This is a genomic window from Bradyrhizobium sp. Ce-3 (genome assembly GCF_022835695.1).
Lineage (GTDB): Bacteria > Pseudomonadota > Alphaproteobacteria > Rhizobiales > Xanthobacteraceae > Bradyrhizobium.
Genome location: NZ_BQUV01000016.1, coordinates 38,542 through 51,591, shown reverse-complemented (window position 1 = coordinate 51,591; position 13,050 = coordinate 38,542). Strand labels below are relative to the sequence as shown.

The window sequence follows — 13,050 nt, the reverse complement described above, 5'->3', positions numbered from 1 at the left end:
CGCCAGCTGGCAGGTCGCATCAATCGACTTGACCAACCGCCAACCTGTCAGTGATGTGTCCGAACAAGTGTCAGCCATGTCTCCGGACTAAACAGAAAGCGGGTGATCCAGTATTCCAGAGACGCCTGTGCTTGAGCCGAGAGGCCCCGGCGTACTGGATCGCCCGGTCCATGCGCGCAATTGCGCACAGGCCGGGCGATGACAGCTGAGAATGTCGACGCAGGTCCACACGACGTGATTTGCCCGAGCTTTGCCTAGCTCAAGAACTTCACAACTGCGCTGGGACGGAAGAAGAAGCGGCCGTGCGATGACATGGTCAGCGCGGACGTGGTGCGGCCGATCATTTGCGGCCGGCCGCGCAACGCCAGACGCAGATTGGCTTCGCCGGCGGCGCGGTCGCCCATTTCCAGCAGGCAGGCGGAGAAGCTGGTGCGCGTCAGCGGATCGTCGGGGCGCTGCGCCAGCACCTGACGGTAGAGCTCTGCTGCGGCCGCATATTCGCCGTCGAGCAGCAGCACCCGCGCGAGCGCGGCCAGAATGTCGGGATGCCCCGGCACCGCGGTGCGCAGCTTCTCCAGAATTTCGCGCGCGCGGCCGCGCTCGTTGCGATGGGGCAAGATCTGCGCGAGCAAAAGCTGCAACTCGAGGCTCGCGGGCACGAGGGCAAGCGCGCTCTCGGCGACGGCAACCGCCTCATCGAAACGGCTGGCCGAGGCCAGTTGTCCCGCCAGTTCCTGAAATGCCGGAAGGAACGGCGGCCGCCGCGCGGTGGTTCGCCGCAACAGATCGATCGCCTCGTTGCGGCGACCGGCGCCGGCGAGTGCCGCGCCGAGCAGGGTTTCGAGGCCGGGATCCTCGACGCGGCGCGTGGCGCGCTCGAGCGGCGCGATCGCCTCCTCGTTGCGCCGCTGGGCCATCAGCGCCCGTGCCAGGATCGAGGCCGCGCCGACATCGTTGCGGTTTGCCTTCAACACCTCGGCCGCCAGCCGCTCGGCTTCGACGACCTGCCCCATCTGCAACGCCATCACGGCGCGTTGCAGAGCCGGGGATGGGCTGGGCCCGCGATGGGAAGGAGGCGGAGGTTTCGGCATGCGGCCCGTCGTGAGATGATCCGGTCAGCCGTTATCACTGCCGCCGACAGAGCTCCAGCGAAAGTCGCATCCGGGCGGCACACGCTTGGGACATCGCAGTGCTGCGCCGGCCGCAATCCCGGAAATCAGCCATCGATGGGTGCAAGCAAACTCCGTCCAGGCGGAAAATGGCGATCCCGGGAAGACTCGAACTTCCGACCTACGGTTTAGGAAACCGTCGCTCTATCCGGCTGAGCTACGGGACCGCACGGCCCGCAGCGCGAAGCATGCGGGCGCCGCCATCCCATAGCAGAGCCGCCGGGTGATCGCCAGCCCGGCCACGGCGGGCGCGCGTGTCACCGTTACGCCACCTGGCGGGCCGGCTTCGAGCTTGCATCGGCGGCGCTGGCCCGGCGTGCCGGCAGAAACTCGATCGCTTCATCCTTCAGCGAGCCGAAGCGCAGCGTCATGATGTCGAGCGCATAGTTCTGGTACAGCCGCCACGGCCGGCGCGAGCCCTGCTTGGGGAACCTGGCGGCGGCGCGCTGGATATAGCCGGAGGAAAAATCCACCCAGGGCAGTTCGGTCACGGTCGGATCGTTCCGCCGCGGCGTCACCTGCGCGTAACCATTCGCCTTCATGTGGTTGAGCATGCGGCAGACATATTCGCAGGTCAGGTCGCATTTCAGCGTCCAGGACGCGTTGGTGTAGCCGAACGCGGCGGCGAGGTTCGGCACGCCCGAATACATCAGCCCCTTGTAGTTCATGGTCTGCGACAGATCGACCGGCGCGCCGTCGACCATGATGTCGAGGCCGCCGAGCACCTGGAGATCGAGGCCGGTCGCGGTCACCACCACATCGGCGTCGAGCACATTGCCGCTCTTGAGCTTGATGCCCCCTTGCGTGAAGGTCTCGATCTGGTCGGTGACGACGGACGAGCCGCCGTTGCGCAGCGACTGGAACAGATCGCCGTTCGGCACCAGGCAGAGCCGCTGGTCCCACGGATTGTAGCTCGGCGTGAAATGGGTGGCGACGTCGTAGTCGGGGCCGAGCGCGTGGCGCACGCCGCCGAGGATCAGCTTCTTGACGCGCTCCGGATCGCGCTTGCAGAGCCGGTAGAAATACATGCCGAACAGCACGTTCTTCCAGCGCGTGAGACCGTAGGCGAGTTTTGCGGGCAGCCGCGCCCGCAGCCAGTTGGCGACCTTGTCCTCGTCCGGCCGCGCCACGACGTAGGTCGGCGAACGCTGCAGCATCGTGACATGGGCAGCGGTCTTGGCCATTTCCGGCACCAGCGTCACCGCAGTCGCGCCGCTGCCGATTACCACCACCTTCTTGCCGGCGTAGTCGATGTCGTCGGTCCATTTCTGCGGATGGACGACGCGGCCGGCGAAATCGGCGATGCCGGGGAAGTCAGGCGTGTAGCCGTGCTCGTATTTGTAGTAGCCGCTGCACATGAACAGGAAGTTGCAGGTGAAGCGCTCGATCGTCTTCTCCGCCCCGCGCTCGACCTCGACCGTCCATTGCGAGTCGGCGGATGACCAGTCGGCGCTGATGACGCGATGGTTGAAGCGGATGTTCTTGTCGATGCCATAGACGCGCGCGGTCTCGCGCACATAGTTCAGGATCGACGGGCCGTCGGCGATCGCCTTCGGCTCGGTCCACGGCCGGAACGAATAGCCGAGTGTGTACATGTCGGAGTCGGAGCGGATGCCGGGATAGCGGAACAGATCCCAGGTACCGCCGATGCAGTCGCGGCCTTCGAGAATGGCGTAGCTGCGATCCGGGCAATTCTTCTGCAAATGGTAGCCGGCGCCGATGCCCGACAGCCCCGCGCCCACGATCAACACGTCGAAATGAGCGGACATGCCCTGACCCTCCCGTGGCCGTTTTGACAATCCATCTTGTCAGATAACTTGACATCTGACAATGCCTCGTGTCAATACTCTTTCCATGGCAAGCAGCCGGAAAGCCCGCCTCTATGGCGGTATGGACGCCGAGGAACGCCGCGCCGAGCGGCGGCTGAAGCTGATCGACGCGGCGATCGAGGTCTACGGCGAGGTCGGCTATCGCGCCGCGACCGTGAAGGCGATCTGCGAAGCGGCCGAGCTGACCGAGCGCTATTTCTACGAATCCTTCGCCAACAGCGAGGCGCTGCTGATCGCGGCCTACAACCATGTCGTCGACCATCTGCACGAGGAAATGGCAGCGGCCGCCGCTTCCGGCGGCGACGATGCCGAGCTGCGGCTGCGCGCCGCGCTGACGCTGTATTTCACGCGGTTGAAGGAGCATCCGAAGCCGGCGCGGGTGTTTCTGCTGGAGATCACCGGGATCAGCCCGGCGGTCGATGCGGTCACGCTCGACGCATCGCGCGCATTCAGCGACATCCTGGTGCCGCCGGCACGCGATCCGAAACGCAGCGACAAGGGTACTACGGCCACGCTGCTTTCGACCGGCATGGTCGGCGCCGTGATCTCGATCGCCCGGCGCTGGGTGTCGAAGCACTATCCGCAGCCGCTCGAGGAGGTGGCCGCGATCGCCGCCAGCTTCTGCCGCGTGGCACTGGCCGAGGCCGATCGCCGCCGGGATTTGCATTCCGTGTAGCGGCCGGATCGGCCGGACCCGCCGATTTTCGATGATGTTTCGCCAGGGTTTGCCGGCCGGCGCCGGGCTGCGCCGTCGATTTCACTTGCAAGTGCGGCGTGCCGGGTACTCTTATGCACGGTACCGGGCGGAGACAGACGCAACCTGTTTCGCCCTACGAAACAACGGAACTCTGCATAGGGCGGAGCTGAACCTTTGGTCGACCTGCACAGGCTTGACGATGTGACCGCGCGCCTCGGCGACGTGGTGCTCGATCCGGCGACCTGGCCGTCCTTCATGGACGAGGTCTGCGCCGCCGTCGGCGCGACCGGGGCTGCGATGCTTCAGAGCGATATCCGCACCGAAGACATTCCGCGCTCGGAATCGATCAGCGATTACTTCACCAAGACCTATTTCCCGCACAATCTTCATCTGACCGACATCCGCGCGGCACGCGGCGTGCCGCTGATGCATGCCGGCGTCGACGTCATCACCGATGCGAACCTGTTCGAGTCCGAAGCCGAGATGCTGCGCGATCCGCTTTACGCAACGCTCGGTGAGTTCGGGCTGAAATGGTTTGCCGCGATCGGCTTCCACGCCGGTCCGGCATTGTGGGCGCTGAGCATCCAGCGCTCACCGAAGGAAGGCATGTTCGATGCCGACGAGGTCAAGGCGCTGTCGCGCGTGTCGGCGCGGCTCACCGAAGCCGCGACGTTGTCCACCGTGGTCGGCCGCACTGCGCTTACCGGCATCACCGGCGCGCTCGATCTGATCCAGGTCGCCGCGATTGCGGTCGGCCGCTTCGGCGCCATCATCGGCATGAACAGCCAGGCCGAAGCCTGCCTCGGCCATGAGCTTGCGATCCGCAACAACCGCCTCAGCCTGCTCGACCGGCAGGCCAATGCCGACCTGACGCGGCTGATCGACCAGCTGGCGCACAGCTCGGACCTGCACCCGCTACCGTCGCCGCCGATCGTGATGCGCAGGATCGACAAGCGGCCGATCGTGATCCAGCTGCAGCCGGTGCCGCCCGCGGCGCGATCGCCGTTCCTGGGCGCGCGCGCGATCCTGTTGATCCGCGATCTCGAAGGCAGCGCCGCATTCGACCAGGCACTGCTGGCGGCGACCTTCGAGCTGACGCCGGCGCAGGCGCGCCTCGCGGCGCGGCTTGCGCGCGGCGATTCAGTCGAAGCCGCCGCGCAGGAGGCCGGCGTCGCCCTGGCCACCGCGCGCAATCAGCTCAAGACGATCTTCCAGAAGACCGGCACGCACCGGCAGGCGGAACTCGTAGCCCTGCTGCATCGGGTGAAGTGAACGATTCAAGGCGAATTGTTCCAGTTGCCGGCACGCCATTGCCGCAAAAATTCTTTAAATATTGCAATTGCGTAGAGCGATTACTTGATCGGGCCAAACGGCTGATCTGCGACTTAATTGGTCAGGGAAATCGTTCGGTTCCGGGGTGACAAGCGTCACTAAAATGGCGACAATCCGCTCACTCTGTGTCGTTCGGGTTTGCTTGCAATGTCCGTGATGCCGTCACGATCATCGACGTTGGCTGTTGCCGTTTTCGTTGCCGCGCTCGCGCTGGTGCCGATGAGCGCGCATGCGCAATGGTGGCGCAGCGGGCCGAAGGATTTTGAGGATTGCGCCGACCTCGCCGAGAAGGCGAAGATCAAGGAAGACCGGACCGCGCAACTCGCCGATTGCAACGCCAAGTTCGCCGGACGCCGCAAGGCAGGCGGCGGCTACACCTATTACGACTTCATGCAGGACCGCAGCTTCGACATCGCAGGTCCCAATCCGACGCCGGACGAGCAGAAGCAGATCGACCAGGAATATACCGGCTATCTCGAGCAGCAGCGCCGCTCGCGCATCGTCGCCGCGTTCAATGCCAAGCAGCTCGAGCGGCAGGAGAAGCCGCAGGAGCGGCCGCCGCAGATCCAGCAGGCGTCACTGCACAGCGAACCGGCAAGAGGCCCGGTCGCACGCCCGGTCAAGCCACGCGCCGCCGCCCCGCTTCCCAGGGTGCGGCCACAGGCGGCGAGTTGCGTGAAGGGCACGTTCTCGTGCGACTGGCCGCGACTCTCCGACGGACTGGACGGCCTGAAGAAACTGTTCACGCCGGCCTCGCCGCCGCCGACCAAGGTCGCGAAGCGCAACTAGCGCCGCTTTATCGTTGACGCGTTTTCTTCAAGCGAACAGGATCCACTTCCGCTCGAAAACGCGACGTTGCGTCAATCGGTAATCACCATCGCCCAGAACCTGCGGTACGGCGACTTCGGATTGTCGACATAGGCCACACCGACGCGCTTGGCGCCCGGCATCAGCAGGTTCTCGCGATGCCCCGGTGAGTTCTCCCACTGCTTCAGCATCTCGGCAAAGGCGATGAACCCTGCGCCGATATTTTCGGCGGCCCGCTGTTTCTTCAGCGGCGCGATGCGCGTGAAGAAGCTGCCGCCCGCTGAATGGCTGACCGATCCGCTCGCCGACATCGCCTGCGCCTGCCTCAAGGCCATCGCATTCAGCTTCGCGTCGAGCTTCACCGCCGGCATGCGGTTGGCGTGCCGGTAGGCACTGATCGAACCGGCATAGTCGGCGGCGCTGGCAGCCGCAACCGGGCCAAGCAGAAGGGTGAGCGCGAGAACGAGCCGCTTCATCTGAGGTCTTCTTTGCGATTGATCAGCGCGCGCGACCGCGCGTGTGGTGGCGATGCGCGGCCGGCTTGTGCGCCGACACGGCCGATTGGCTCGACCTCCCGGACATCGCCGCGCGCTGCTCCTGCAGGCGCGCATCGTAGCCCGGCGATGGCGTGACGGTCGGCGGCGCCGCGCGAACCGGCCCCAAGCCCAGCACAACAAGCGTGAGCAGCGTGATGCAGGATCGTTTCATGATGTTGACCTCCTCGGTTGTCCATCGCGAATCTGCTCAGCCGTCAGCCCCGGCGATCCCTTGCCGTCGGCCTCCGCCTGCCGGATCAGCGCGATGACGCGGCGCGACAGCGGAGCCTTGAGGCCGCGGCGATCCGCGATCGCGACAATCACGCCCTGCAGATAGTCGATCTCGGTGCGGCGGCCGCGCTGCAGATCCTCCCACATCGAGGAGCGCGCTTCAGGATCGATCTTCATGGTGCGGCCGAGCAGCATGTCGAACAGCGCATCCGGCAGCCGCAACAGGGCCGGCATCCAGCTCGAAGGCAGCGGCGTCGGCAACACCGGTGCGATGGCTTCGGCGCGCACCGCGGCCAGACCTTCGGCCATCTGGTCGGCGAGCAGTTGGCGCCAGCCCCGCTGTGCCAGTTGTTGCCGCAACGGAATGTTGGACAGCGCGTTGAGCGCGTTGTTGAGATTGACGATCAGCTTGCCCCACTGCACGCCGTCGATATTGGAGGTGGCCTCGATCGCAAGGCCAGGTGCCGAGAGCCGCGCCGCGGTACCGGAATCATCCTGCGCGATCACGATGTCGCCCGAGGTCGAGCGATGGAAGCGGCCGTCGCCGAGCGCGACCACGTTGAACGGCACCATGCCGCCGAGCACCGTGCGGCGCGGCAAGCGGTCGCGCAGAACAGGCACATTGCCGACGCCGTTCTGCAGGCTGATCACCACGGCATCGGCCGGTGCATGACGCCCGATCAATTCGGCGATCTCGCCGGTGTCGGCGCTCTTCACCGTCACCAGCAGCGTCTGAACGGCGCGCAGCATCGACGGATCATCCGACAGCACCAGCCTGTCCGCGGATACCGTCTGTTGCGAGCCGTCGAAACTGGAGAGCCGCAAGCCATGCGCGGTGACCTCCTGGATCAGCCGCGGCCGCGCCAGCAGCGCGACGCGGCGACCGGACGCAGCCAGCATGCCGCCGACGAAGCAGCCGATGCTTCCGGCGCCTGCGATCCCGATCGGCCGGTCCTCGTTCATCTGGCTAAACGTCCATTCATCAGGGTTCGATAGCGGACTTCGATAGCAGACCTCGATAGCAGACCTGGAGTTGCCTGCCTATTTCGACGCACCGCCGCCGGGCGGCCCGCCTTGTAACCGTCATGGGCCGAAGCTATGTTTCCCGCTCGGGGCACGGTTGCGGCAGGAGACGATCATGGGTCTACTCGACGTACTCAACGGCATGCAGAACGGCCCGCGCGGACCGAGCGCGCCAAGCACACAATCCGACAGCTCCAGCGGCGGCGGAATGTCGCCGATGACGATGGCCATCCTGGCGCTGCTCGCCTGGAAGGCGGTCAAGCATTTCTCGGGCGGCCAGGCCGATGCGAACGCCCCTGAGCCGAAGCCGGCGCAAGCGCCGCCGCTTCCTCCCGGCAACGTCACCGCAGGCCTGCCCGGCGGCGCCGGTGGCGGCGGGCTCGGCGATCTCTTGAAGGGCGGTCTTGGCGGACTGCTGGCCGGCGGCGCAGCCGGCAGCGTGCTGAGCGGCGGCCTCGGCGATCTGCTCAACCAGTTGCAGCAGAAGGGTCATGGCGATGCGGCCAATTCCTGGGTCAGCAACGGGCCCAACAAGCAAATCGCGCCCGGCGATCTCGCCAACGCGCTCGGCGCCGACCAGATCGACTCGCTGGCGTCGCAGAGCGGCATGTCGCGCGACCAACTACTGCAGGGCTTGAGCCAGTATCTGCCCGACGCGATCAATCACCTGACGCCCGACGGGCGGCTGCCGAGCGGCGACGAGCTGCACCGCAGGCTGTAGCGGCGGCGTTGATTCCATCTGAGGAGGACGACAGTCATGGGCGGCATCATCTGGGTCATCATCGTCGGCTTTGTCGCGGGGATCATCGCGCGGTTCCTGTCACCGGGACCGAACAATCCAAGCGGCTTCATTCTCACCACCGTGCTCGGCATCGTCGGCGCGTTTCTCGCGACCTTCATCGGCCAGGCGATCGGCCATTACGGTCCTGAACAAGGCGCCGGCTTCATCACCGCCACGATCGGCGCGCTGGTGGTGCTGTTCATCTGGAACAGGCTGGTCGCCGCGCGCGTGATCCCGGATATCGGAAACAAGTGACGGCCAAGCCGTAACCGGCTCAAAATCAAAATGCCCGGGCCTGGCCCGGGCATTTTCGTTTTCTGCGACAGTTGAAGACGCGGACAGCTATGTCACTGAATCAGATGCATGCCGGCGTCCATGCGGACGAACTCGCCGGTCATGTTGCTCGACGCCGGGCTCGCCAGGAAGCAAACCAGGTTGGCGATATCCTCGGCGGTCGACGCGACCTTCAGCGGCACGCGCGCGACCACGGCATCGCGCACCTGCTTTGCGCCCGCCTCGCCGCGGCCCTTGGTGAACCAGGGCGTATCGATATAGCCCGGGCACACGGTGTTGACGCGGATCAGCGGCGCCAGCGCGCGCGCCAGCGACTGCGTCATGGTGTTGAGCGCGCCCTTGCTCGCGGCATAGGCGACCGACGAACCGCCGCCGGAAATGCCGGCAACCGAGGACACGTTGACCACCGCCGACGGACGGCCGGATGCCTTCGCTCCGGCTTCGAGCAAAGCGCGCGCGGCACGAACCATCTGGAACGGACCGATGGTGTTGACGGCGTAGATGCGCTGGAAATCCTCCGCGGTCAGGCCGTCGAGATCGTGATGCGGCACATGCTTGGTGGTGCCGGCATTGTTGACGAGCACGTCGAGCCGCCCCCAGCCCTGCGCGGCGGCTGCGATTGTCTTGCAGTCTTCATCGCGCGAGACGTCGCCCTGCACCACCAGCACCTCGGCGCCCTGCTTGCGGCAGGCTTCCGCGGTCGCTTCGGCTTCCGCCTTGCTGTTGGAATAGTTGATGACGAGGCGCGCGCCCGGCGTGGCGAGGATTTGCGCGGTGGCGGCGCCGAGTCCCGATGCCGATCCCGTCACGATCGCGCACAAACCATCCTTGGACATCTGCATTTTCCTTGTTGTTGTGAGCCAGATGAACTCCGGCGGCGGCACACCATATCGCGCGGAACGGTATCTGCAAGCCGCGCCGGGTCCTCAGATGCACCTCCTCACGTATATGCGTTCGGGCCCTTTTGCAGGCCGGCCCACTGCGCCGCGTCATGGCCGCAGATGATCTTGACGCCGGATGCCTCGAGCTTCGCGATCTCGTCGAGCGATCTCAGGAACTGGTCGACATCGAGGCTGTTCCGCGGTGAGGTCCGCTGATCGAGATTGGCACGCACGCTGAGCGAGTCGGACGCCAGCAAAAATTCGCCGCTGCGGTCGAGCTTGACCAGCGCGCCGGTCGTTCCCTTGGAGTGTCCCGGCAGCGGCACCAGCGTCAGCCTGCCGTCGCCGAACACATCCATCTGCCGGTCGAAGATCTCCATCTTCAGCGGATGATCCCAGTCAGCCCTGATGTATCCGCGATCGAGCGCGTTGTCGGCGTTCGCGGCCTCGACCTCGAGCGCATGGACGAAGATCGTCGCCTTCTTGAAGAAGGCATTGCAGCCGCAATGATCGGTGTGCAGGTGGGAGCAGATCACGACGTCGATGTCATCGGGGCCAAGGCCGACCGCCTTCAGGCTGGTCAGCACGTGGTCGTCGGCCGGCATGATCGGTCGCATGTATTTGGCGAGCGTGCCGAGCCGCCCTTCGGGATCGGTCGCGACATCGGGATGGCATCCGGTGTCGAACAGCACATTGCCCTGGGTATGCCGCAGCAGCACGCAGGACACCGGAAGGTCGATCGTCTCGCCGCGCGGCGCATCGGGCAGATAGGTCCGCTTCGACATCTGCAGACGGCCGCCCGACAACATGTGCATCTTCATCTCGTTACCTCCCATTTCAGCCGCAAGCTAACCATGAGGTCATGGAAACGCATATGCCTTCTCGCGAGGCTGGTCGCGCCTGTGCAAGCGCCGCCGCCATGCCCCATCGCCGGTCGCGGCAGTCGAGTTTCATCTGGCGGACTGAACAGGCGCCGCCAGCCCATTTGCTCCCCATTCGCTCCAGGCGTGGCATGCAAGCAGGGACAATCGAAAGTTCACAATGCGGAATTCATGCGTCGCGCCCAGCTTCATGCCATCTGCGCAAGTGGCCCTGCGGGCAACGCTTGTCACGGCTATGGCTTTTCCGCATCATTGAGCGCAAGACAACATCGCAAGCAGGGCATGGCCGAACGGCCAGCCCAAGCCAATCAACACGAGGAACGCTGTGGCGGAGAGTGAAAACATCGTCGCCGAGACCGCGGAAAAGATTTTCGCCGATCTCGCGGATGCCCAGACCATCAACCACGACAGACAGGGCGCATGGAAGGCGCCGTTGTGGCGGGCGCTGACCGAAGCCGGCCTGCCGTTGTCCTGGGTGCCCGACGATCTCGGCGGTTCCGGCGCCAGCCTCGCGGAAGGGTTCAGCGTCCTCAACGTTGCCGGGCGGCACGCGATCGCTGTTCCGCTGGCCGAAACAATGCTGGCCGGCTGGCTGCTGACGCAGGCCAGGATCGCCTCACCGGAAGGCGAGATGACGGTTGTCCCTGCAAGCCCGAAGGATCGCGTCACGGTTGGCGCCGACGGTTCGCTCTCGGGCCGCGCGCGGGGTGTGCCGTTTGCCAAGGACGCAAAGCACTTCGCCGTGCTGGCAAGCGGCAAGGACGGCATCTCGATTGCGCTGGTCGATTCCGCGAAGTGCCGGATCGAATCCGGCACCGGGCTTGGCGGCGATCACAACGACACCGTCACGCTCGACAAGGTGCAGCCGGTCACCATCAAGCCGGCGCCCAAGGGCTTTGACCAGACCACGCTGATGCTGATGGGCGGCGTGGTGCGCTCACTCCAGATCGCAGGCTCCCTGGAAGCGATGCTCGACATCTCCGTGCGCTATTCCAACGAGCGCGTCGCGTTCGAGAAGAAGATCTCGAAATTCCAGGCGGTGCAGCACAACCTCGCCCGTCTCGCCGGTGAAAACGCCGCGGCGCTGGCCGCTGCGACTTCCGCGGCCGATACCATCGCCAACGCCAAGACGCTCGACAATGACGCGGTGTTCCTCGAAGCGGCCTCGGCGAAAATCCGTTGCTCGGAAGCGGCCGAGAAAGGCAGCGGCATCGCTCATCAGGTGCACGGCGCGATCGGCTTCACCATCGAGCACATCCTGCACCGCTATTCACTGCGCGCACTCGCCTGGCGCGACGATTTCGGCTCGGAGAGCTACTGGGCGGTCGAGCTCGGCAAACTCGTTGCGAATCGTGGCGCCGATGAATTGTGGCCGCTGGTGGCTTCGCGCTGAGACCAGGCAGAAAGATCAGGACTGGACATCATGACTGCAGCCCTTCGTTTCGATCCGATCCGCCTGCCGGAGAAATGCGAGCAGCTCCGCAAGGAGGTGCGTGCCTTCCTCGCCGAGGAGATCGCCGCCGGCACCTTCGATCCCCACGCGCCGAACCGCGAGGACAATGACGCGCCGGAATTCTCTCGCCGCGTCGGCGCCAAGGGCTGGCTCGGCATGACCTGGCCGAAGAAATATGGCGGCCAGGAGCGCTCGTTCCTCGAGCGCTACGTCGTGACCGAGGAGATGCGGGTGGCGAACGCGCCGACCCGGCGCTTCTTCGTCGCCGACCGCCAGAGCGGCCCGGTGCTGCTGAAATACGCGCCCGAGCACATCAAGATGGACATCCTGCCGCGCATCTGCCGCGGCGAGGTCTGCTTCGCGATCGGGATGAGCGAGCCGAACTCGGGCTCCGATTTGTTCGCGGCGAAAACCCGCGCCACCAAGACCGACGGCGGCTATCTGATCAACGGCACCAAGATCTGGACCTCGTCGGCGCATATCGCCGACTACATGATCGCGATCTTCCGGACGTCACCGCCGACCAAGGAGAACCGCCGCCACGGCCTGACCCAGTTCCTGGTCAAGATGAAGCAGCCGGGCATCCAGGTGAATCCGATCGGTCAGATCACCGGCCAGTTCGAATTCAACGAGGTGGTGTTCACCGATTACTTCGTGCCCGACGATCACGTGCTGGGCGAGGTCGACGGCGCCTGGAAGCAGGCGACCTCCGAACTCGCCTATGAGCGCTCCGGTCCCGAGCGCTTTCTCGAGACCTATTACGTGCTCACTGAACTGGTGCGCGCGGTCGGCAACAACCCGGACACCCGCAGCGCCGAGGGCATCGGCCGGCTGGTGGCACAGGTCCACACCATGCGCCGCATGTCGGTGTCGGTTGCAGGCATGTTGCAGGCCGGCAAGGAGCCGGTGGTGGAGGCCTCGATCGTGAAAGACATCGGCACGGTGTGGGAGCAGCAGCTGCCGCATCGCGTCCGCGATCTCGCAGCGTTCGTCGAGGAGACCGCGACCAACCGCGAGACGCTGGAAAAGCAGCTCGATTTCGCCATCAAGACCGCGCCCAAGCTGACGATCCAGGGCGGCACCACCGAAGTGCTGCGCGGCATCATCGCCCGCGGTTTGGGCTTGCGCTAATTCAA

General features: G+C 65.3%; 14 protein-coding genes and 1 tRNA gene. 7 read left to right on the top strand and 8 right to left on the bottom strand.

Going from position 1 to position 13,050, the window contains the following annotated elements; genetic code table 11:
- Positions 1-254: 254 nt before the first annotated feature.
- The 3 genes from BRSPCE3_RS35520 to BRSPCE3_RS35510 all read right to left on the bottom strand — a co-directional run bounded on the left by BRSPCE3_RS35520 (position 255) and on the right by BRSPCE3_RS35510 (position 2,938).
- Positions 255-1,013: a lipopolysaccharide assembly protein LapB gene (locus BRSPCE3_RS35520; protein WP_244071730.1), complete on the bottom strand. Its 759-nt coding sequence runs from the start codon at positions 1,011-1,013 to the stop codon at positions 255-257.
- 246 nt (positions 1,014-1,259) lie between these two features.
- Positions 1,260-1,336, bottom strand: a tRNA-Arg gene (locus BRSPCE3_RS35515).
- A 96-nt stretch (positions 1,337-1,432) separates the two neighbouring features.
- Positions 1,433-2,938, bottom strand: coding sequence for an NAD(P)/FAD-dependent oxidoreductase (locus BRSPCE3_RS35510; RefSeq protein WP_244071728.1), 1,506 nt, complete (start codon positions 2,936-2,938; stop codon positions 1,433-1,435).
- Positions 2,939-3,023: 85 nt separating this feature from the next.
- Here BRSPCE3_RS35510 and BRSPCE3_RS35505 point away from each other — a divergent pair, with 85 nt between their 5' ends.
- The 3 genes from BRSPCE3_RS35505 (at position 3,024) to BRSPCE3_RS35495 (ending at position 5,816) form a co-directional block, all read left to right on the top strand.
- Positions 3,024-3,674, top strand: a complete 651-nt coding sequence (locus BRSPCE3_RS35505) for a TetR/AcrR family transcriptional regulator (RefSeq protein ID WP_244071726.1) — start codon at positions 3,024-3,026, stop codon at positions 3,672-3,674.
- A 222-nt stretch (positions 3,675-3,896) separates the two neighbouring features.
- The gene (locus BRSPCE3_RS35500; protein ID WP_244071724.1) at positions 3,897-4,967 is read left to right on the top strand and encodes a hypothetical protein; all 1,071 of its coding nucleotides are present in this window, start codon (positions 3,897-3,899) and stop codon (positions 4,965-4,967) included.
- Positions 4,968-5,174: 207 nt separating this feature from the next.
- Positions 5,175-5,816, top strand: coding sequence for a hypothetical protein (locus BRSPCE3_RS35495; protein ID WP_375710008.1), 642 nt, complete (start codon positions 5,175-5,177; stop codon positions 5,814-5,816).
- Between the two features lie 71 nt (positions 5,817-5,887).
- Here the strand turns inward: BRSPCE3_RS35495 and BRSPCE3_RS35490 are convergent, their stop codons facing one another.
- From BRSPCE3_RS35490 to BRSPCE3_RS35480, 3 genes are read right to left on the bottom strand one after another with little or no spacing between them, the layout of a single operon-like run.
- A complete protein-coding gene (locus BRSPCE3_RS35490; RefSeq protein WP_244071722.1) occupies positions 5,888-6,310 on the bottom strand; it encodes a CAP domain-containing protein in 423 nt (140 codons plus the stop codon).
- Between the two features lie 22 nt (positions 6,311-6,332).
- Positions 6,333-6,542: a hypothetical protein gene (locus BRSPCE3_RS35485; RefSeq protein ID WP_244071720.1), complete on the bottom strand. Its 210-nt coding sequence runs from the start codon at positions 6,540-6,542 to the stop codon at positions 6,333-6,335.
- Positions 6,539-7,564 carry a 2-dehydropantoate 2-reductase gene (locus BRSPCE3_RS35480; protein WP_244071718.1) on the bottom strand — a complete coding sequence of 342 codons (1,026 nt, stop codon included), beginning with the start codon at positions 7,562-7,564 and terminating at the stop codon, positions 6,539-6,541. Before BRSPCE3_RS35480 ends, BRSPCE3_RS35485 begins: the two co-directional genes overlap by 4 nt.
- Before the next feature lie 175 nt (positions 7,565-7,739).
- Here BRSPCE3_RS35480 and BRSPCE3_RS35475 point away from each other — a divergent pair, with 175 nt between their 5' ends.
- Entirely contained in the window at positions 7,740-8,345 is a 606-nt protein-coding gene (locus BRSPCE3_RS35475) for a YidB family protein (protein WP_244071716.1), read from the top strand.
- A 36-nt stretch (positions 8,346-8,381) separates the two neighbouring features.
- Positions 8,382-8,660, top strand: a complete 279-nt coding sequence (locus tag BRSPCE3_RS35470) for a GlsB/YeaQ/YmgE family stress response membrane protein (protein ID WP_244071714.1) — start codon at positions 8,382-8,384, stop codon at positions 8,658-8,660.
- A gap of 92 nt (positions 8,661-8,752) precedes the next feature.
- Here BRSPCE3_RS35470 and BRSPCE3_RS35465 read toward each other — a convergent pair whose 3' ends face one another.
- Positions 8,753-9,535, bottom strand: a complete 783-nt coding sequence (locus tag BRSPCE3_RS35465) for an SDR family NAD(P)-dependent oxidoreductase (protein WP_244071712.1) — start codon at positions 9,533-9,535, stop codon at positions 8,753-8,755.
- Positions 9,536-9,639: 104 nt separating this feature from the next.
- Entirely contained in the window at positions 9,640-10,401 is a 762-nt protein-coding gene (locus BRSPCE3_RS35460) for an N-acyl homoserine lactonase family protein (RefSeq protein WP_244071710.1), read from the bottom strand.
- A gap of 385 nt (positions 10,402-10,786) precedes the next feature.
- Here BRSPCE3_RS35460 and BRSPCE3_RS35455 point away from each other — a divergent pair, with 385 nt between their 5' ends.
- Both BRSPCE3_RS35455 and BRSPCE3_RS35450 read left to right on the top strand, forming a co-directional pair.
- Positions 10,787-11,854, top strand: coding sequence for an acyl-CoA dehydrogenase family protein (locus BRSPCE3_RS35455; protein WP_244071708.1), 1,068 nt, complete (start codon positions 10,787-10,789; stop codon positions 11,852-11,854).
- 30 nt (positions 11,855-11,884) lie between these two features.
- Positions 11,885-13,045, top strand: a complete 1,161-nt coding sequence (locus BRSPCE3_RS35450) for an acyl-CoA dehydrogenase family protein (RefSeq protein WP_244071706.1) — start codon at positions 11,885-11,887, stop codon at positions 13,043-13,045.
- Positions 13,046-13,050 lie beyond the last annotated feature (5 nt).